The organism is Neobacillus camarae, assembly GCF_054950115.1.
Genome location: NZ_JBUCKX010000004.1, coordinates 390,004 through 408,405, shown reverse-complemented (window position 1 = coordinate 408,405; position 18,402 = coordinate 390,004). Strand labels below are relative to the sequence as shown.

The 18,402-nt window shown below is 40.6% G+C and carries 15 protein-coding genes; 1 reads left to right on the top strand and 14 read right to left on the bottom strand.

The features are described 5' to 3' along the window. Positions 1-46 precede the first annotated feature (46 nt). Positions 47-544, top strand: a complete 498-nt coding sequence (locus ACY8D0_RS23455; protein ID WP_462412862.1) for a CcdC family protein — start codon at positions 47-49, stop codon at positions 542-544. A gap of 119 nt (positions 545-663) precedes the next feature. Here the strand turns inward: ACY8D0_RS23455 and ACY8D0_RS23450 are convergent, their stop codons facing one another. The 14 genes from ACY8D0_RS23450 to ACY8D0_RS23385 all read right to left on the bottom strand — a co-directional run bounded on the left by ACY8D0_RS23450 (position 664) and on the right by ACY8D0_RS23385 (position 18,384). Beyond that, complete coding sequence (locus ACY8D0_RS23450) at positions 664-1,965, bottom strand: WD40/YVTN/BNR-like repeat-containing protein (RefSeq protein WP_462412861.1); 1,302 nt, start codon at positions 1,963-1,965, stop codon at positions 664-666. 11 nt (positions 1,966-1,976) lie between these two features. Then, positions 1,977-3,155 carry a hypothetical protein gene (locus tag ACY8D0_RS23445; RefSeq protein ID WP_462412860.1) on the bottom strand — a complete coding sequence of 393 codons (1,179 nt, stop codon included), beginning with the start codon at positions 3,153-3,155 and terminating at the stop codon, positions 1,977-1,979. Between the two features lie 190 nt (positions 3,156-3,345). After that, positions 3,346-5,412 carry a sigma-70 family RNA polymerase sigma factor gene (locus tag ACY8D0_RS23440; RefSeq protein WP_462412859.1) on the bottom strand — a complete coding sequence of 689 codons (2,067 nt, stop codon included), beginning with the start codon at positions 5,410-5,412 and terminating at the stop codon, positions 3,346-3,348. A 125-nt stretch (positions 5,413-5,537) separates the two neighbouring features. After that, entirely contained in the window at positions 5,538-6,824 is a 1,287-nt protein-coding gene (locus ACY8D0_RS23435) for an MFS transporter (protein ID WP_462412858.1), read from the bottom strand. Positions 6,825-7,036: 212 nt separating this feature from the next. Then, complete coding sequence (locus tag ACY8D0_RS23430) at positions 7,037-7,744, bottom strand: M48 family metallopeptidase (protein ID WP_462413161.1); 708 nt, start codon at positions 7,742-7,744, stop codon at positions 7,037-7,039. Positions 7,745-7,771: 27 nt separating this feature from the next. Continuing rightward, the gene (locus ACY8D0_RS23425) at positions 7,772-8,269 is read right to left on the bottom strand and encodes a YehS family protein (protein ID WP_462412857.1); all 498 of its coding nucleotides are present in this window, start codon (positions 8,267-8,269) and stop codon (positions 7,772-7,774) included. 210 nt (positions 8,270-8,479) lie between these two features. Next, the gene (locus ACY8D0_RS23420) at positions 8,480-9,583 is read right to left on the bottom strand and encodes a 5-methyltetrahydropteroyltriglutamate--homocysteine S-methyltransferase (RefSeq protein WP_462413160.1); all 1,104 of its coding nucleotides are present in this window, start codon (positions 9,581-9,583) and stop codon (positions 8,480-8,482) included. Between the two features lie 112 nt (positions 9,584-9,695). Continuing rightward, a complete protein-coding gene (locus ACY8D0_RS23415) occupies positions 9,696-10,613 on the bottom strand; it encodes a LysR family transcriptional regulator (RefSeq protein WP_462413159.1) in 918 nt (305 codons plus the stop codon). Between the two features lie 98 nt (positions 10,614-10,711). Continuing rightward, positions 10,712-11,530, bottom strand: a complete 819-nt coding sequence (locus ACY8D0_RS23410) for a class I SAM-dependent methyltransferase (RefSeq protein WP_462412856.1) — start codon at positions 11,528-11,530, stop codon at positions 10,712-10,714. Positions 11,531-11,553: 23 nt separating this feature from the next. After that, the gene (locus tag ACY8D0_RS23405; protein WP_462412855.1) at positions 11,554-12,870 is read right to left on the bottom strand and encodes a glycoside hydrolase family 28 protein; all 1,317 of its coding nucleotides are present in this window, start codon (positions 12,868-12,870) and stop codon (positions 11,554-11,556) included. Positions 12,871-13,103: 233 nt separating this feature from the next. Then, positions 13,104-14,435 carry an amidohydrolase gene (locus ACY8D0_RS23400; RefSeq protein WP_462412854.1) on the bottom strand — a complete coding sequence of 444 codons (1,332 nt, stop codon included), beginning with the start codon at positions 14,433-14,435 and terminating at the stop codon, positions 13,104-13,106. Beyond that, a complete protein-coding gene (locus ACY8D0_RS23395) occupies positions 14,432-16,144 on the bottom strand; it encodes an adenine deaminase C-terminal domain-containing protein (protein WP_462412853.1) in 1,713 nt (570 codons plus the stop codon). The genes ACY8D0_RS23400 and ACY8D0_RS23395 overlap by 4 nt, the downstream gene beginning before the upstream one ends. Positions 16,145-16,224: 80 nt before the next feature. After that, entirely contained in the window at positions 16,225-17,289 is a 1,065-nt protein-coding gene (locus ACY8D0_RS23390) for an ABC transporter substrate-binding protein (protein ID WP_462412852.1), read from the bottom strand. Between the two features lie 54 nt (positions 17,290-17,343). After that, the gene (locus tag ACY8D0_RS23385) at positions 17,344-18,384 is read right to left on the bottom strand and encodes an ABC transporter ATP-binding protein (RefSeq protein ID WP_462412851.1); all 1,041 of its coding nucleotides are present in this window, start codon (positions 18,382-18,384) and stop codon (positions 17,344-17,346) included. Positions 18,385-18,402: the final 18 nt, after the last annotated feature.

Here is an 18,402-nt window from a genome sequence, read left to right as displayed (position 1 = left end):
AACAACACTCATTAAAAATAAACCCATTGAAAAAGGAGAATGAAAAATGAATGGTTCAGCAATTTATGGAATTATGATTCTGATTGTCGGTTTGGTAGCTTGGAGACGTACGAGGGCAATGGTCCGGCCGATAAAAGGTTCTGGGATTAAAATATTGCTTCCCATTATTTATTTAATCCCGGGAATATATGCCTTATCGACTCTTGCCTTGCAATTGAGGCTAGGACAAATTGTCATTGCGGCTGTAGTTGGGGTATTGCTTTCCGTCCCGCTAATGTTTACTACTAATTATGAAATCCGCCAGGACGGCCAGATTTATGCTCAAAAAAATAAAAGCTTTTTTATCGCATTATTTGCAGTGGTAGCGCTCCGAATCGTATTAAGACAGTTTATTTCGGGCATTGACCCAGCAAGCTTGACGTTTCTGTTCTTTACAGTAGCTTGCGGTTATATTGTCCCTTGGAGAATCGTTTCCTTTATTAAATTTAAAATGGTAAAACAGTCACAAAATCTTGATAACGGCATGGCATCCGTTAAAGCATAATCAAGTTAGCATAGGGTACCTCACAAAGACACTTTCGTCCAATGTGAGGTACCTTTCTATTTATACTTTTACAGTTGCGCTGGGCCATTTCCCAGCCTAAATAGTGCATCGGTCAATCTTTACTTTGCTTGAAGCACACCATCCGGATCAACCAAACCTGCAAAAGACCATGTTTCCCCTTGATTATAAGAGGTAAACTTTGCCAATACCTTTCCGCCCAAATAATCACCTTCCGAGCCTTGATTTACTAACAAAGTTCCTTCTGTCCCGTGAAAGGTTGGAACATCTGCTATTGTGAAATAGCCAAGATATTCTTCCGGTATCGGTACCTCTACACGTTCCCAGTTTGCGCCCCCATCGGCAGTCCTATATATATTAGGGATTGGCGGCTGAGAATCATAGCGGTATTCACCAAAGGAGATAAACCCTAATTGATCGTTAATAAATCCTCCACCTGTGACTAAAGAATAAACGTCATCCACCGATCCGATACTGTACCATGACTGTCCGCCATCGTTTGTTTTAAATACAAAGTTGGCCTCACTCCCCATCGTTTTATCACCTGTAACGATGAGATAACCATCCTGGTCCGACGTAAACCCTAGTATTCGCATGCGTAAAGCTGGCAGCTGATCCGAAACCAGCACCTCACTCCAGGATCTCCCTTTATCCTTGCTAATCAAGACCCGTAAACCTTTGTTAAGCACAAACGCTGTTATCTCCGGTGTAATCACATAGCTGCCATCGATTAACTGTTGTTCCGAATCGTTATCTCCCCTTAATAAATTTTCAATCGCGACAGGAACAATCGTCCAATCCTTTCCATTATTATATGTAACCCTTAACTTTTGATCATTAATCTCATAATCTATGCTTTTCGATGGCTCCTTGATTCCGGCATTCTTCCGGTAGTTCTCCGTCGTTTCCACAGGCGGCAAGCCGATTTGCGTATCGGTTGTTCTTTCAATACTGGTTAATGTGTAACTTAAGTTTTCACCCTTATTGATTGTCAGTTTCCAAACGATATTGGGAACCATCCGATTATCCTTCATCTCTCCCCAACTGTAATCGATTTTGGGTAATCCTTCAGGTAACTGAACTTCAAAAACTACCGCTGCCACAAAAGAGTTATCATCTCCTGATAACTTGGTGAACCTAGTAAATCTTGCATCGGTAATTGCCCCTTCGGTCTCCAAACGATTCATGAAGTCAAACCAGATTCGGTATGCAATCGTTTCCGGTTTTTGGTCCAATTCTGCTACCTGAAGCGTGTAGGGGAGTTTACTGTTGATATCTTCCTTTTTTACTTCGACTGGTTTTGGACTTGGATTTTCATTCCCCTTATCAACCTTTTGCAAGATAATGAAAATAACTACTACTAAAGAAATGATAATAAGGAAGCGAATTTGCGCCTTTTTCAATGGGATCATCCTTACTCTTCACGATAAAATGGTTTAAATACATAACGCTGCGGGATAATCCGTTCCTCCTTGCCCGGAATGTATAAGGAGATCGTTGGACCTGTGTTTACTATATCAGGATTTGAAGGAATAAATGCCTTGCCATTTTCATCTATAAAACGAATTCCCTCCATACTATTCCATCTCCTTATTCCTTTGTACAGGACAGCATTCTTTTCTTCATTCCAACGTTTTACTTCCTCTTTAACGGGTATCCATTTCAACATATTGGCTACCAGCGATAAATCATTGTTCGGGTCGTAAACCGTTGTTCCTTTCCCATTCCAATCTTGGGTATGAATCGTTACCTTATTGCCCTTTGTTTTATCATAATAAATTAAGTATCCTGATTGTAACTTCCGATTTTGGTCAAACCCGTAAATATATGTATCAATAGATGTAATTGTCCCATCTTTATCAAATTCTATTTTTAAATCATTGGTCATTAAATACGGTTCCATTTCCATCTTTGTTTTAACAGAATCTATGATTCCATCAAGCTTTGTTTTATAAAAATTATCATTCTTTAGCTTTATTCTAGTATCTGTTTTCAGCTCTTGGATTTTCCAGGCTAATGCTCCATTATAATGGACAGCATTTTGGCCAACATAATATCCTCCAACCATGGTAATCAGTGAAAAGAAAATCGCTGTCCATTTCCCAAAGATAGGATGAACCGTTTTAGATACATTAAAATATTTTTTTATTTGTTCAAAAGAGTGTTCGGGCTTCTTGGAAATGGGGATAAATGTATAATCTTGAAAGTAGAGAAAATACCATTTCTTATTTTCCTTTATTGTTGCTATATTTTTAAGCGGAAAAACATGGCGGTCCATGGAATTACTTGATGCAATGGCCAATTGAGTCTCATTAATTTCAATTTGGATGCTAGTTTGGAATAAGAAGTCTTTTTTTACATGCTTACGATAAACAATGAAAATACGGAACAGCACTATTACCAGCAGCAAGCTAAGTCCTAAAAATATCGGAACATTAACTTTTAGTTGTCCTATTTGGGTAATGGTGTATAAACTCCTCCACAAAAATACATAAAGCAAAAGGATCATCAGGCTGCTTTTGCTTCCAAAAATTAAATCCCGCAGAATCAGTCTGCGATATAACTTTTTTGTCAATGTATTTTTAATGACCATTCTTATATCACTCCTTCCCCTCCATTTATCATAGCAAATAGAATCAATCTAAGGAAAATATCTATGATTTTATAACGCAAATAAAAAGGCACCCTACCGCCCGATTAATGCCGAGGGATTTTGGCAATTTGCGGGGATAACAGTGCACTAGTGTTGTAGCTTTGGTAAGCAGGAGGGCAGACGCTGCAAATTATTTCAACAAAATCTTTACAACATCGTCCGGATATGTCGTTGTGGTATATCCAAAAATTTGCAGCCTCTTTGGGGTCACTTCTTCCGTAGTGGCATCACTAAGTAACCCCATGGTTTGAACCGTAATGAAATAACGTGGCTGCTCGATCTCCTCGTATGAGAAAGGTGTCTGATTCTCATTGTATTCTATCCCGTTTTTGTCAATGAAAACTCCTTCAAAATTCATATCCGTTGTAACTGGTGAATTTTCATCCTCACCCACAAAAAAGAATTGCAGTGACTCATATGCCCGATTCTCAATTTCACGATTGCTTATGACCATCTTGGTTGATTGTCCATCTTCTAGCTTGTCGATGGAAATTGTACTGCCTGCATATTCAAACGTTTGAGGATATCCCTTAGCAGCATCCAGCTCAACGGCTTTTTGTTCCTCAACAGTTAAAGAAATGGCTCCAAAGTGAATGTTAACCTCTTTTGGCTTTTCACCAAAAAGGGAGTCAAAATTTGTTTGAAAGGTATACCAATTTGGATCTTGAGGTGAATCTATAAAAGCGCCTCCATACATATCAGGTTTCACTTTCCTTTGGTTCACTTCCAAATTGTCAAAGTTAACAGCATCTATCCGTTTCCCTGATTGATTATTATTTAAACTATATTGGAGAATCGTCGCTGTTGGAGCAAGGATTAGTTTGTCCACCCGGAACGGAATTCCTTCTAGTTCTGTTTCTTTTTCCAAGACATATTCTTTGGAAGGCTGTTTGGTTACAGGGACCTCGAAGTCCCACTCCCCTGTTTCAAACATATCCTCGTAATCACTAGCTTCAATTTGATCTGAGGAATCTCGGATCAATTTCTGAAGTTTTGCGATTTTCAGTTTGATAGTCCCATTTTCTTTGGATAGTGGCTGCAGACTGATTTTCCCTTGAAACACGTTCTTTTCTTTTTTATTTACATCCGATTCTAGGTCAGGAGGATAGTATCGTGTATTAGCTTCACGTTCCATGATATCATATCGGTTCTCCACAAAAACCCCATCATCATAATTTATCATATATTGGTTGTTTTCTTCGGTATCTTCTATTTCATAGAAAACCAGCGTCTGAACATCATCAGCAATTATGCCCTTAATCCGTATTTTTACTCCATTGCTTTCCTCTTCCAGGCTCAGCCTATCACCAAAACCCTGCTGAAGATAGGCACGCAATTGTGGATTTTTTTCTGTCGTATAGTAGAGATACGTAAATGCTCCTGTAAAATAACCGATCCCCAATAATAAAGCTAATGCCCCCGCAAAAATAAGTCCGATCTTTTTACGTTTACTGGTCTTCTTTTGTCTCTGCTTTTCCTTATCCGCGAGCCTTGCCTTGACATGATTCATGAAACCAGATGGCACTTGGAGAGCCTCAATTTCTTCAGTAAGATTTAACATGACCTCCTGAAAGGTTGCCAAATCCTCCTGGCAGTCTTGACAGTGATAAATATGTATCTCAAAATCAACCTTTTTCGATCGTTCCATGTTTCTTTCTATATAATCGATGTAATCCTTGTGATACTCCCTACAGCCATTAAAGGTAAATATATACCCGATTTCTTTTCTAAGAGAACGAATTCCGGAAAACAATATCTCTTTCAGCACTTCCACTGAAACATGGAGAAGCTGTGCCGCTTCCTCCTTAGACATTCCTTTTACATAGGTCAAGATTACTGCTTCTTTCTCGTCTTCTTTCAAATGATCCAGTGCCTTAAAAAATTCCTGACGTGGCTCATTTTCCTCTGAAGTTACTAAACTTCCGTCCTTTGAAAGCTCTCGGCAGGTTTGTATAAAAATGGATGTAACCCATGTTTCGAATGAGGTTTCACTTTTAAATCGCGGCAATGTCTTGTGAACTTTTATAATAGATTGGTAGAACAGCTCTTCCATTTGCTGCTGATTACTAAGATAGGACCACCCAAGTGTATAAAACGATTTGAGATGAAACTCAAACCAATCGAAGATGGATTCCACGCTTCTCTCTCTTATCCTATTGATTGGAATGGAATCTATTTTTGCTGGAATCATAAACATGTTTCCCCCCTTTACTTCACAACCTATTGGATGTCACTATTGTCGCACAGAAAAAGGCCTGTCACCACCCGAATCATGTCGGGGAGATTCGACAAATTACGAGTAACGACAGGCACATATCTACTTTATTGTATTGAACGCAGCTTTTGGATTTCTTTTAAATGGTAGGCAATCACACAGACAAGACTTCCTAAAATGCCAGTGCATAAGAACATGACCGCCATGCCGCTTCCTTTCCCAGAACCAACAATCCAGTGAAGCGCACTAGCTATAGCGCTGTCCGAATCCATAAATGGTTCAAATACGTAGTCAGCTAGATATCCACCTAGTAAAATACCAATTGGTATGGTACTAAACTGGATGGCATTACGCACAGAAAACACTCTGCCTTGCATTTCTTCAGGAATCGTTTTATACAAAATGGTCTCTTGTCCTGCGATAATGAACGGAATGGGAGCACTTGCCGCAATTCCCGCAATACCCCATGCAATCCCTCCACGGCCTATTCCCATTATGACATCGCCCAACAAAAAGGAAAGACCCGCTGAAAAATAGATCATCCTCACTTTATCCTTTGAGAACTTACCTGCTGACACAATAAAACCGCCTACAATTCCGCCTATTCCTAACACAGCATTTACTATTCCAAGGATTTCAGTATTGCCGCCATTTCTCGCGAGAATCATAGGTGATAATATGTTTTCATACGTCAATCTAGAAAAGAAATTGACTACTGCCAAGGTTATCACAATATACCATAAGCCTCTGTGTGCTAATAAAAAGCGGAAGCCATCACTACATCCGGCAATGGCCGATTTGCTTTCAGCCTCTTGCACCATGCTTTCTGGTATTTTAATGAAAAAAAGCAAGACCAAGAAGGCAAATAAAAAGGTAACCAAATCAACAATTATCACAATCTCTAAACCCAAAAAGGCAAATAACGATGAAGCCAATACTGGCGAAACCACTGTTACCAAATTGGTCGAAAAGGAATTCATACCGCTTGCTTGGGACAGCTTCTCTTCAGGTACTAATTTTCCAATCGCCACCGAACGGGCTGGTGATTGAAAGGCATTCATAAAACCGATCACAAAATTAACTATATAAATGTGCCAAATCTGCAAATCCCCAAGCTGCCATAAAATCACCACAGATACGGAACATACAGCTGCCATAAAATCTGAGCATAGCATAATCGTTTTCTTATTGTGACTGTCAATAAAAGCACCCACAAATAAACTCACAATAATATAAGGCAGATAAGAACAGAATGCCATCAATGACACGGCCATCACTGAACTCGTCTGTGTATATGCCCAAATGACAAGAGCAAAACTGGTCATGGCACTTCCAAATTGGGAAACGGCCTGACTAAACCAAAATACTACATATCGCTTAAAATTTTTATTCATTGGATGATCTCCTTATAGAATTATCGTTTTCCATAAGTGCAAGATCCAATGAGGACGAATGGATCAATTTGTCTCTGCACAAGTTTCGTCCAGCCATTAGACCTTGTGCAGAGAAGGAACTCTGTTTTAATGACCAAAGGACATAACATGTACAATCCCTCCTTTAGCTTTCTCATTATTGTAAATATACATTTACGAGTGGAATGGGGTTTCTATACGGTCATTTTCCAGCTAGATAAAGCCAGCCAATTTTCCTTTTCTTTATAATCAGGCATTATTTTTCCAACCAGGCGCCAAAAGGAACGGTCGTGGTTCATATGAACCATATGGCACATTTCGTGAACCACTACATAGTCGATGACCTCCCTTGGTGCCATTGCCAGTTTCCAATTAAAGGTTAACTGCTGCCTGGAATCGCATGTTCCCCAAGTCGTTTTGCTATCGGAGATACGAATGGAACGTGGTTTGGTTTTGAAGTTGCTCTGATAGCAAGATATGCTTTTTACCACCAGAGCCTTACACTGCTGATAATAAAAGCGTTTTAATGCTTGTTTTATTTTTTCCCCATCAACCTGCTTCACATAGATATGCAGCTTCTCTTCCTTAAAAACAACCTGTTCTTGTGTTATATTGGGATCCTGAATGATTTCGATTGGATAGGAGTTGCCCAAATAAAGAAAAATCTCACCATATTCATAGACTTTTTCCTGTGGTCCTTGCAGCCTATCTTCCATTTCTTTAACTTTTTGCTGAATAGGTTCCCAGTTTTGCTCTAATGCATGAAGCACCACACCATTAGTTGTTCCCTTCGGAGCTTGGACTTCAATATTTCCATAGCTATCTATAGTGATTCCAATAGATGTCCGATTTTTGTAATGGATATCAAAACGGATAGTTTGACCTAAATAGGTATGTATCATGTCATCACCTATAACTTCTTTCATGCATTATGCTCTGTATTTAATAGCCAGCCCTTTCAAGAAATTCCTGGCAAACTTATCTCCACACTCTTTATAATTCTTATGTCCTTCTTTTCTTAATAAGGCTCCGAGTTCTCCTTTTGAAACCGTAATTCCTGCCTGATCGAAGATATCCAGCATATCCTCGGTGGTTAATGCTAGTGCAATTTTTACTTTCTTTAGCAGGAGATTATTAACATTTGCACTTTTCTTAATGGCTGGTTCTGGTGCAATAGGCTGGCCAGGTTTGGGCTCTTGCTTGCCTCTTTTAAAAATAATCAAACCATTTAAAAACGAATCGAACATGCTGTTATTACATTTGATTTGATTGTCATTTTCATCATCATCTTCGTCTGATTTGGTTAGAATTTTTATGACTTCTGGCACCGTCACATCGACGCCGCCAAGCTTAAAGATCTCAGCCATTTCTTTATTTTTTATTTCCAAAGCATATCTCAACCGAATCAATATATCGTTATTATCCACAATGGACCTCCAAAATTTATAAATTGTCCTTAAAGCAATGATTGTTTCAATCCAACTTGTTTCTAGGCTCCCTTGAATTATTCTGACCCTGTTTTGTTAGTAATACACAATGTTGTTGCATGACTTTAAATATAATATATAATTCTACTTTTGGCATTCCTTTTAAAAAAATAAGCGAACACCATATAATAGTGTTCGCTCTCTATTACCTTATCCCCAAATTTCTTTAGAAATGTCTACAATATATTTCAACTTCGCCCATTGCTCTTCCTCAGTTAAAATATTTCCATGATGAGTAGATGCAAAGCCGCATTGAGGACTGATACATAATTGCTCTAGTGGCACGTATTTTGTTGCTTCTTCAACGCGCGCTTTAATATTTTCCTTGTCTTCCAGTTGACCATGTTTCGAGGTGAATACACCCAGAACGACTTGGGGGCCGCCATTTGGAATGAATTCCAGTGGACCAAAGTCACCTGAACGGTCATCATCATATTCTAGGAAAAATCCGTTCACCTTTTCTTTTGCAAATAAGGTTGGGGCGATTTTTGCATAACTGCCTTCAAATGCCCATTTAGAACGGTAGTTACCACGGCAAAGGTGTGTGGTGATTGTGAGATCTTCCGGTTTATCTTCCAAGACTCCATTCACCACTCGTAAGGCTAAGTCGATTAATTGTTCCCGGGAATAGCCGCTATCGTTAAAGGGAATTTCCGGAGCATTCAGGCCAGCAATGTAGACATCATCTAGCTGCAAGTAACGGCAGCCTGCATCATAAAAGGCTTTGATGGCATCACGGTAGGTTTGAATCACATCATTTGTATACTCTTCCAAATCCGGATAAACTTCTAGATTCCGGATACCAGCGTTAAATAATTGATTGGGACTTGGGATGGTTTGTTTGGCAACAGCACGGTCCCCGACAATTTCTTTAAATTCAATAAAGTCTTTAATATGCGGGTGATCCGGGGTAAACGAGATTTTTCCGATAACTCGCACATCATATCTTTCTGTTTCCTCGCCTTTGAAGGCAAATCCATGATTTGGTACGTAACCTTCTATCCCATTTAAATGCTCAAGAAAATCCGTATGCCAAAATCTTCTGCGAAATTCTCCGTCTGTAACAGCTTGAAGACCGACTTCGATTTGCTTATCAACGATTTTTTTAATTTCCTCTGTTTCAATTTCGTGTAGCTGTTGTGCTGTAATATTGCCTTCTTGGAAATCCTTTCTTGCCTTATGAATGGTTTCCGGACGTAATAAACTTCCTACATGGTCTGCTCTAAATGGAGCGCGAACGAGTGTCTTTGTCATCATTAATCCCTGCTTTCCTCAAAATATTCTTTATTTTTCGATAAGGAAAGTGTAGCATAGCAAAATCATTATAGAGTAACACGAAAAAACTATCTCTTGTTATAGCTTTAAACTATACCTGCCACAATTCTTCTTCAATGGTTTCTTTTAAATATTGAATATAAATGTTGGCCAACGTACTGTTTGCGACGTTTTTATGGGTAATATAGCCAACATTCATCCGCTCATCCACTTTCAAAGGAACTGCAATAATGTCTTTACCATTGAGTTTCTGGCTAATGACGCCCGTTGAAATGGTATAGCCGTTTAGTCCAATAAGCAAGTTAAACAAGGTGGCCCGATCACTCACTCGTATGTTCTTCGGTCTAGAAAGAGTGCTAAGAATCTCCTCGGAAAAGTAGAAGGAATTATAGTCCCCTTGCTCAAAAGACAGATAAGGGTACGGATCCAAATCCTCTAAGGTGACAAAGTCCTTTTTCGCCAGCGGGTTGGTAGAGCTAATAAAGACATGGGGTTTTGCTTCAAAGAGTTCATGGAACTTTAAATTCCCTTCTCGCAAAAACTTTTGAATGACCTTCCTATTAAAATCATTCACATATAAAATGCCTATTTCACTGCGCAGGTTTTTCACGTCATCAATAATTTCATAGGTCTTGGTTTCTCGTAAGGTGAACTCATATTCCTCCCGGTCATACTCCTGTAAGAGCCGGACAAAGGCACTTACCGCAAAGGCATAGTGCTGGGCGGATACAGAAAAGTTTTGCTGCGGCGACCGTGTATTGGTATAGCGATTCTCAAGGAGTTCTGCCTGTTCCACTACCTGCCTTGCGTAACCTAAAAACTCCGTTCCCTCAGGGGTAATCACGATTCCCTTATTAGTCCTCGAAAAGATCGTAATTCCTATTTCTTCTTCCAGCTCTTTTAGTGCGTTTGAAAGGCTCGGCTGGCTAATAAAAAGCCTCTGCGCCGCTTTGTTAATCGACCGGCTTTTGGCTACTTCAATCACATACTTTAATTGTTGTAATGTCATCATCATTCCCTTTTCTATGCACGGTTTTAAAAGTGCCTGTCACCGCTCGAAGTACGTCTTTGAGAATACGACCATTTACGGGTAGTGACAGGCACCTGCTAGCCTTTTATTCCTAATCGCATTCGGTAACTGAATAGAATATCTTTCGTTTCTCCCGAAAAAACCTCTTCAACATGGTTTTTAAAATCTTGGAATGCGGTTTCGAGCTCTTGTACACCCATTTTTAATGCCGTTTGGAGTCCACCTTGGCTTAATGCAATATTGGCATAACGGGCAGCATCACATTTTTCCCAGTGATGGAAGACAATTTCTTTTGTAAACGAAAATAAGCCGGATTGTTGGATTTGTTGCAGATGATTCTCTTTCTTCCATTTATGCGCCTGCCTCTCAGAAGGAAGCAATTGGGAAAGACGAGCGTCTGCAAGGTCATATAATTTCATAAACTGCTGTTCCAAATTCCAGTCGCAAGTTGGCGGCCAATCACAATCGTAAGCGGCGAATATTCCATTTGGGCGCAAGACCCGGGCAAATTCTTTTAAAGTGGGTTGCGGCTCCATCCAATGAAAGGATTGTGAGCAAGTAATAATATCTGCCGTTTCATTGGACATGCCAAGCTGATGTGATAATGCTTTGACAAATGTAAGTCCAGATGGCTTTTGGGCTTCTTCCCAGTGCCATTCTGCAACCTTACGCATATCATCATTCGGTTCTACTCCTATGACCTTTTCCGCTTCATCGAGCCAGATAAAGGTAGAAAGGCCGGAACCGCAGCCAACATCAACCACCAGTTTGGGCCTGTCTTTCAAGTAAGTGGTGACTATTTTTACCACTTCATTCGGTGCACTTGGACGATTTTGATCGTATAGCGAACTAAACCCGTTAAAACGCTCGACATTATTCCGATTCGATTCTGTCATTGACTTAACCTCATATTCTAACTCTATCTATTATCATAAGAGTCATTTTCTTCTTCCCTCGCACCAAAAACGGACACCGTCACATCTTCAAACCGGACTCCTTTTGTATAATTAATGACCCCATATTCCTTGCATGATAGGGACATATTTTTAAAAGTAAGACCCTCAATCGGTGTATCTTCAAAGCCTTCAATATGAAAAGCCCGACTGATGCCATCATACCCGCTTTCATTATAAGCTTTTACATTTTGAATGGTGATATCACTGACAGTTGTCTTAGGTGAACCTTCCGGCAGGGGTTCAGTCAACGTTTTCCAGTGTTTTGGGATTTCCCCGGTATAATCTTTTGGAAGTTCACAGTAACTATAAGCCGGGTTCCAATTTAAATACAAGTGGAACAAGTATTTGACATTGACCATTTCCAATCCGTCCACTAATACATTTTTAATATAGCCACTTCTGGTTACAGCTGATTTAATACGGAAACCACAGTCTGTTCCATGGTAGCGCAAATTTTTTAAAGTAATGTCGTAAACGCCGCCGGAAACTTCACTCCCAATGGTGACGCCAAAACCGGATCTAATCTCGCAATTTTGCACGGTAATATCATAGCATGGACGGTTTACCCGCAAGCCGTCATAGTCCCTTCCAGACTTGATGCAGATACTGTCATCGTTGCAGGAAGTGATACAATTTTCTACCAGAACATGCTGGCAGGAGTCAATATCAATACCATCGGTACTTGGGCTGTGAACATCTCCTGATGCTATTTTAATCCCATCTATATGAACGTGACTGCTGTAACAAACGTGGATATTCCAGAATCCAGAACGCGTGGACGTAAAATCCTTTAGGGTAATATTGGACGATTCCATCACGACAACATTTCTCACACGCATGCAGTCGTAGTCGCAGGCCCAGCGAAGCCCTTTCGCATCATACTCCTTTCGCATGCCGCCTTTCATATCATCGCCCCAATACTTGTTCCACCAGTACTCCCCTTGACCGTCAATGGTACCGTTTCCACTAATGGTTACATCAGTCTGGTGATTGCAGTTCAAAATTCCCGGATACCAGTCCATCTCAATGCCAGCCGCGCGGGTCGGGATAATAGGATAATAAGATTCGTCTGTGGTTCCTAGTAAGACAGCCCCGTCCTCAAAATGGAATTCCATGCTGCTTTTTAGAAATAAAGATGCTGTCAGGTAAATTCCTTTTTCCAGAACTAGGATTCCCCCTGCAAGCGCTGTCTCATCAATCAAATCTTGAAGCTCTTTTGTAACTAGCCTATTGCCAGTATTATCAATGCGTTTCTCCGATGATTTAAAAATGGGTTTCATTTCAAATTGACTTCCTTTTCATCGATATTTTCTAATCATAGTTTACTGCGATACTCCTTATATAAAAAAATACCACATTATGAAGGACTGTGTTGTGGCAAAATTTATACTTTTCAACTAAACAGGCTACAAAACTCTTGTTTAGTTAGAAAGTGCCTGTCATTCACCCAAATCATATCGATAAAGATTCAACAAATGACGGGTAGTGACAGGCACATTCTTCTCTATATTTCCTATTTACCTTCCATTGCTTTTAGGGCATTTCTTTTAAATCCGCATTCTTCCATGGCGTAATTTAGTTCCGCCCTTAATTGCTTTACATCAAAATCTACTAATTGTTTTTCTGCTACGACTTGCTTTCCCGCGATGAACACGTCTCTTACATTTCCGGCATTTGCAGAATACACTAAAGCCGAATACGGGTCAAAAATAGGAAACATATTGACAGAATCGGTTTCCACCAGAATAAAGTCAGCCTGTTTTCCTGCCTCAATGGAGCCAATTTGCTCCTCCATTCCTAAAACTTTCGCTCCTCCGATGGTTGCTAGCTTCACAATGTCTTCCGCTGGAAATGCACTGCGGTCTTGCAAATATGTTTTATGGAAATTAGCAAACAATCGCATTTGGAAAAATAAATCCAGCGTATTGCCGCTGCTTGGGCCATCTGTTCCTAACCCAACTGTCACACCCGCAGACAATAAATCCTGGACACGGGCAACCCCTTTAGCCGATTTCGTGTTGGCACCAATACAATGAGCCACCTTCACATCATACTTCTTCAACAACTCAATATCATGGTCTGATAAATGGATACAGTGTGCAGCAACGAGCCTTGAACTTAATACCCCAATCTCTTCTAAAAATTCAATCGGCGTTTGATTATGCTCATTGCGATACTTCTCCATTTCAAAATCCATTTCACTGACATGCATCATCCATGGCACATTGTACGTTCGTGACAGAGCATCCACTTGCTGGAGCACTTCAACGGTATTCGTGTAAGGAGCATGCGGTGCCACGGTTGCCCGAATCCTGCTATGTCCTTGCCATCTTGGCAGAAAACCTTCGGCATAGTCCAATCCGCCCATTGGCTCTGGCACATCAACGGTCACAGAGTCAATGACGGTTTCTGCTAAAAGTCCGCGGCTGTGCATTTCCTCTGCCGCTTCTGCCAATTGCTGCTCAAAGTAATACATATCAAAGAAAGTGGTAACGCCGGCTAGCTGCATTTCAGCAATCGCATATTTTCCGCTTGTGTACGCCAGCTGTTCATTCATGCATTCATTTTCCAATGGAAATAAGAAGCGGCGCAGCCGGTCTGGATAGTCATCACCCAATGATCGAAACGGAATCATGCCGATATGTGTGTGGGTATTGACCATACCTGGCAGCAAAATCGCCCCTCTGGCATCAAGGCAGCGGTCGAAGGTTATATCCTTTGGCAGGGAATCCATTGGACCGGCGTCAAAAATCTTTCCCTTGTCCACTATTAAATACCCGTCTTGAAACTGCTCCATACTTTCATTCATGGTTAATATCCATGCATTTTTAATGACTATTTTCAACTTTTTAAACCCTCCACCAATGGGATCATCATTTGAGAGCGCACATTCATCATCCCTTTGTCGGTAATTTTAATGGCAGGTGACACCGGTAAGGATAAAGTCGAGAACGACATAATTTCATTGGTATTATGATAGCCTAACTTGACCATCGCCTGCCTGACTTCCTTTAATTGCGCACCTAGTTCTTGGATCGGCGCATCGCTGATAATTCCGCCAACCGGAAGCGGGCAGATCGCCTGCACCTTTCCGTGCTGCGCCACAACATATCCACCCTGCATGTCCAATAATTGTTGCTGAGCCGCTATCATATCCTCGATACTTGTTCCCATGACCATCAAATTATGATGGTCATGCGCCCAAGTAGTAGCGACTGCTCCTTTTTCATACAAAGCTTTGTCAACAAATCCGTAAGCAAGATTGCCTGTTTTTCCATACCGTTCCATCACGACAATTAAGGCCAGCCCGCTATTCTCCCAATCTAAATAACCATCTGTAACCCTCATCTCCCGCTGTACATGTTCGGTAAAGGTACCCACTTCAGATATTTGGATCACATTGACCACAGCCTTCTCAGATGCACTTACCCTAAAATGTAAATCCTCTGGAGTTAGTGCCCTGCAATGTAAGGATTGATAAAAATGTTTCGGAAAGTCAGGTTTCGCAGCTGGGTACCGAATCAACTCTCCCCGTTCGTGCACCAAGTTTCCATCCTTATAGACTGCCGCAATATCAAGCCTTTCCATATCATCTACTAATAGAAAGTCCGCTTTGAATCCAGAGACAATGGCGCCGCGGTCCTGGAATCCCATTCTTCTGGCAGGTGTATAGGTAGAACAATAAATGGCCTGTTCTGCTGGCATGCCGCAAGCAATGGCCAATCGCACGTTGGCATCCAAATGCCCTTCCAGCAAGTCGTCCGCCATGACATCATCCGTAATGATTGCCATGTATCCATAGAATTGATTTTCAACAATGACTCCAATGTTTTCCGGTGTTATCGATTTCTTTTGAAATTCTAAAAACATCCCACTGGTGATTTTCTCATAAATCGATTCTGGCGACTGATGGGTATGGTCAGCTGTTATACCCGCATATAAAAATTGGGCTAGTTCTAATCCGGAAACCCTTGGTACATGCCCTTCTAACGGCATAAACGGCCGCTCTGTTTGAACAGTATGCAATATCTGCCGAATCAATGAATCCGGCTCATTGACGATACCGTTGAAGTTCATCGCTTCCCCTAAAGCGATGACTTTGGGATGCTTGAGAAGCTGCTTTACTTCTTCCACTCCAATAAAGCCGCCTGTGGTTTCAAGTTCTGGTGTCGTCGATGGCACCGAGGAAGGGATTGCATAGAAAATATCCATTGTACTCGGCTGGGAGAAGAACACCTCCAGCCCCTCCATCCCAAATACATTGGCAATCTCATGCGCATCAGCGGTAACGGTTGTTACCCCATGGGCCAACGCCGCCTCCGAAAAAATAGCAGGGGAGGTCATCGAGCTTTCAATATGCATGTGGATATCCATTAAGCCCGGAACCAGATACTGATTCTCAGCATCTATTACTTTTTCAGCTTGTAAATCCACCATTTCTTCTGCTGTCACATAATAAAATTTATCCCCGAGAATATAGACATTTTTCTCTTCAAACTTTTTGGTAAAAGTGTTAAAAACCTGCCCATTTATAATCGCCAAATCGACTTTCATTTTGATGTTCCCACCTTTTGAAGTTTCTTCTTAAAAGAAAAAGGCCAAGGATGATCCTCAGCCTCTTTTAAAACTTCTGCTTATTTGTTCAAAATTCTATTCCACTGATTAATCCAAGATTCAAGGTTTTTATTGACTAATGTTGAATCCACTTTGTTTGTACGTTCTGCCACATCACCGTACGTTTTATTTTTCGCTGTTTCTTCGTCTAGTTCGACTTTTTTATTGGTTGGAGCTTCATTTAGAGATACGGCCGTTTTCTCTTGTACTTCCTGGCTTAATCTCCAGTTGATATATTTATAAGCTAAATCTTTGTTTTTAGAGTTTTTGTTAATGTTAATGGTGTTGAAGTTAGCATATGTTCCAGATTGCGGTACAACATACGCTACATCAGGATTGGATTCTGTAATCATTGGAACAGCAAAGTCACCGACAACCGCTGCTGTGATTTCTCCCGATTGGAACATGTTAGCTAAATCGGAGGATTTGCTGTATGTTTTAACCACGTTTGGCGCCAAATCCGTAATACCTTTAAATGCTGCTTTACCATTATCCTTCGTAATATCACCATTTGTATGGTTATTTGCTAAATAAAGCATCGCAGGGCCAAAGGTTGTGGCAATATCAGGAATGGAAACTTTCCCTTTCAGTGAAGAATCCCACAGATCATCCCACTCTTTGATTTCCTTACCAGCTGCCTTTTTATTGTAGACAATCCCGATACTGTTCAACGTATAAGCCGGGCCAGAACCATCACTAGATAATTCTTTAGCACTGTCAATTAAGTTGTCCATGTTAGAAACCTTGCTGCTGTCGATTTTTTCAAAAAGGCCTGCTGATACCCCTTCTGCTGCGTTCGATTGGGACAACTCGATGACATCAACCGTTGAGTTTGGATTACTTTTCAATTTCGTTAAACGCTCAGAGCTTGTACCCGTTTCTAACACAATGTCTACATTGTATTTTTTCTCAAATGGTTTAAAGACATCTTCTTGCATTTTATCTTCTTCCAAACCAAATGTGGAAATCACCAATGTTTTCGGTTTTTCCTTGCCAGAAGCGCTATTTTCATTACCGCCGCCGCATGCAGCCAATACACTGGCAGCCGCCAAAGTTAAACTTACTAAACCTAATGCCTTTTTCATTTTTCCTGTCCCCTTTTCTTAGATGTAGTTTTTATGAAATATTTTTATGAACTATTAAACTATGATTAGCTTGTGAGCCGGGATGGTCAATGTAACCGTCTCTCCCACTTGATAGATCTCATCATCGGCTTTATTGACAAGTAATGTTCCTATTGTCGTTTCAACCTCATATTGGTAAGCTTTGCCCAAGAACGTACGGACCTTTATGCTCCCTGATACCGTGTTATTAGCATTCGGCTCAGCACTTTCTCTAACCTCAATATCATCTGGGCGAATGGTACCTGTACGTTTTGCCGGTCCCCATTTGCGGGTACTTTCGAAAAGCGTTCCATCTACCGCTTTATACTTCCAGTCTTCTGTTGGTGTTAACTCAAAAAAGTTATCAAATCCGATAAAACGGGCCACAAACTCCGTTTTTGGATTATTATAAATTTCTTCAGGGGTGTCAAATTGTTCAATCACGCCTTTATTCATAACGGCTACCTTGTCCGAAATCGAGAAACATTCCTCTTGATCATGCGTGACAAACACCGATGTGATCCCCAATTGACTTTGGATCCGTTTAATTTCAATTCGCATCTGCAGGCGCAATTTCGCATCCAGGTTACTGAGGGGTTCATCTAATAATAATAATTTCGGTTCAATAACTAAGGCACGTGCTAATGCTACACGCTGTCTCTGCCCTCCGGAGAGCTGCTTTGGATAACGATCGCCCAGCTCTTCCAGCCCCGTAATCGCTAAAATATCCTTTACCTTTTTTTCAATGGTCTGCTTTTTTTCCTTGCGTAATTTCAAGCCGAACGCAACATTTTCTTTAATCGTTAGATGGGGAAACAAGGCATAGCTTTGGAACACCATTCCAAATTCCCGTTTATGAACGGGCACTTTAGTTAAGTTTTGATTATCAACCAAGAACTCTCCATCATTTGGCTCAATTAAGCCGGCAATGACCCTTAAAGTCGTCGTTTTCCCGCAGCCAGATGGCCCCAATAAGGAGACTAATTCGCCTTTTTCAATCGATAAATTCAAATCTTTTAATATATTAGCTATATTATCATAACTGACACGAATATCTTTTAATTCAACATAGGACATAATGCTGTTATAACCCCT

What these genes read in the sequence shown, in the direction of transcription:
- ACY8D0_RS23455 (WP_462412862.1), top strand. Translation starts at nt 47, where the DNA reads ATGAATGGTTCAGCAATTTATGGAATTATGATTCTGATTGTCGGTTTG.
- ACY8D0_RS23445 (WP_462412860.1), bottom strand. Translation starts at nt 3,155, where the DNA reads ATGGTCATTAAAAATACATTGACAAAAAAGTTATATCGCAGACTGATT.
- ACY8D0_RS23440 (WP_462412859.1), bottom strand. Translation starts at nt 5,412, where the DNA reads ATGTTTATGATTCCAGCAAAAATAGATTCCATTCCAATCAATAGGATA.
- ACY8D0_RS23435 (WP_462412858.1), bottom strand. Translation starts at nt 6,824, where the DNA reads ATGAATAAAAATTTTAAGCGATATGTAGTATTTTGGTTTAGTCAGGCC.
- ACY8D0_RS23430 (WP_462413161.1), bottom strand. Translation starts at nt 7,744, where the DNA reads ATGATACATACCTATTTAGGTCAAACTATCCGTTTTGATATCCATTAC.
- ACY8D0_RS23420 (WP_462413160.1), bottom strand. Translation starts at nt 9,583, where the DNA reads ATGACAAAGACACTCGTTCGCGCTCCATTTAGAGCAGACCATGTAGGA.
- ACY8D0_RS23415 (WP_462413159.1), bottom strand. Translation starts at nt 10,613, where the DNA reads ATGACATTACAACAATTAAAGTATGTGATTGAAGTAGCCAAAAGCCGG.
- ACY8D0_RS23410 (WP_462412856.1), bottom strand. Translation starts at nt 11,530, where the DNA reads ATGACAGAATCGAATCGGAATAATGTCGAGCGTTTTAACGGGTTTAGT.
- ACY8D0_RS23405 (WP_462412855.1), bottom strand. Translation starts at nt 12,870, where the DNA reads ATGAAACCCATTTTTAAATCATCGGAGAAACGCATTGATAATACTGGC.
- ACY8D0_RS23395 (WP_462412853.1), bottom strand. Translation starts at nt 16,144, where the DNA reads ATGAAAGTCGATTTGGCGATTATAAATGGGCAGGTTTTTAACACTTTT.
- ACY8D0_RS23390 (WP_462412852.1), bottom strand. Translation starts at nt 17,289, where the DNA reads ATGAAAAAGGCATTAGGTTTAGTAAGTTTAACTTTGGCGGCTGCCAGT.
- ACY8D0_RS23385 (WP_462412851.1), bottom strand. Translation starts at nt 18,384, where the DNA reads ATGTCCTATGTTGAATTAAAAGATATTCGTGTCAGTTATGATAATATA.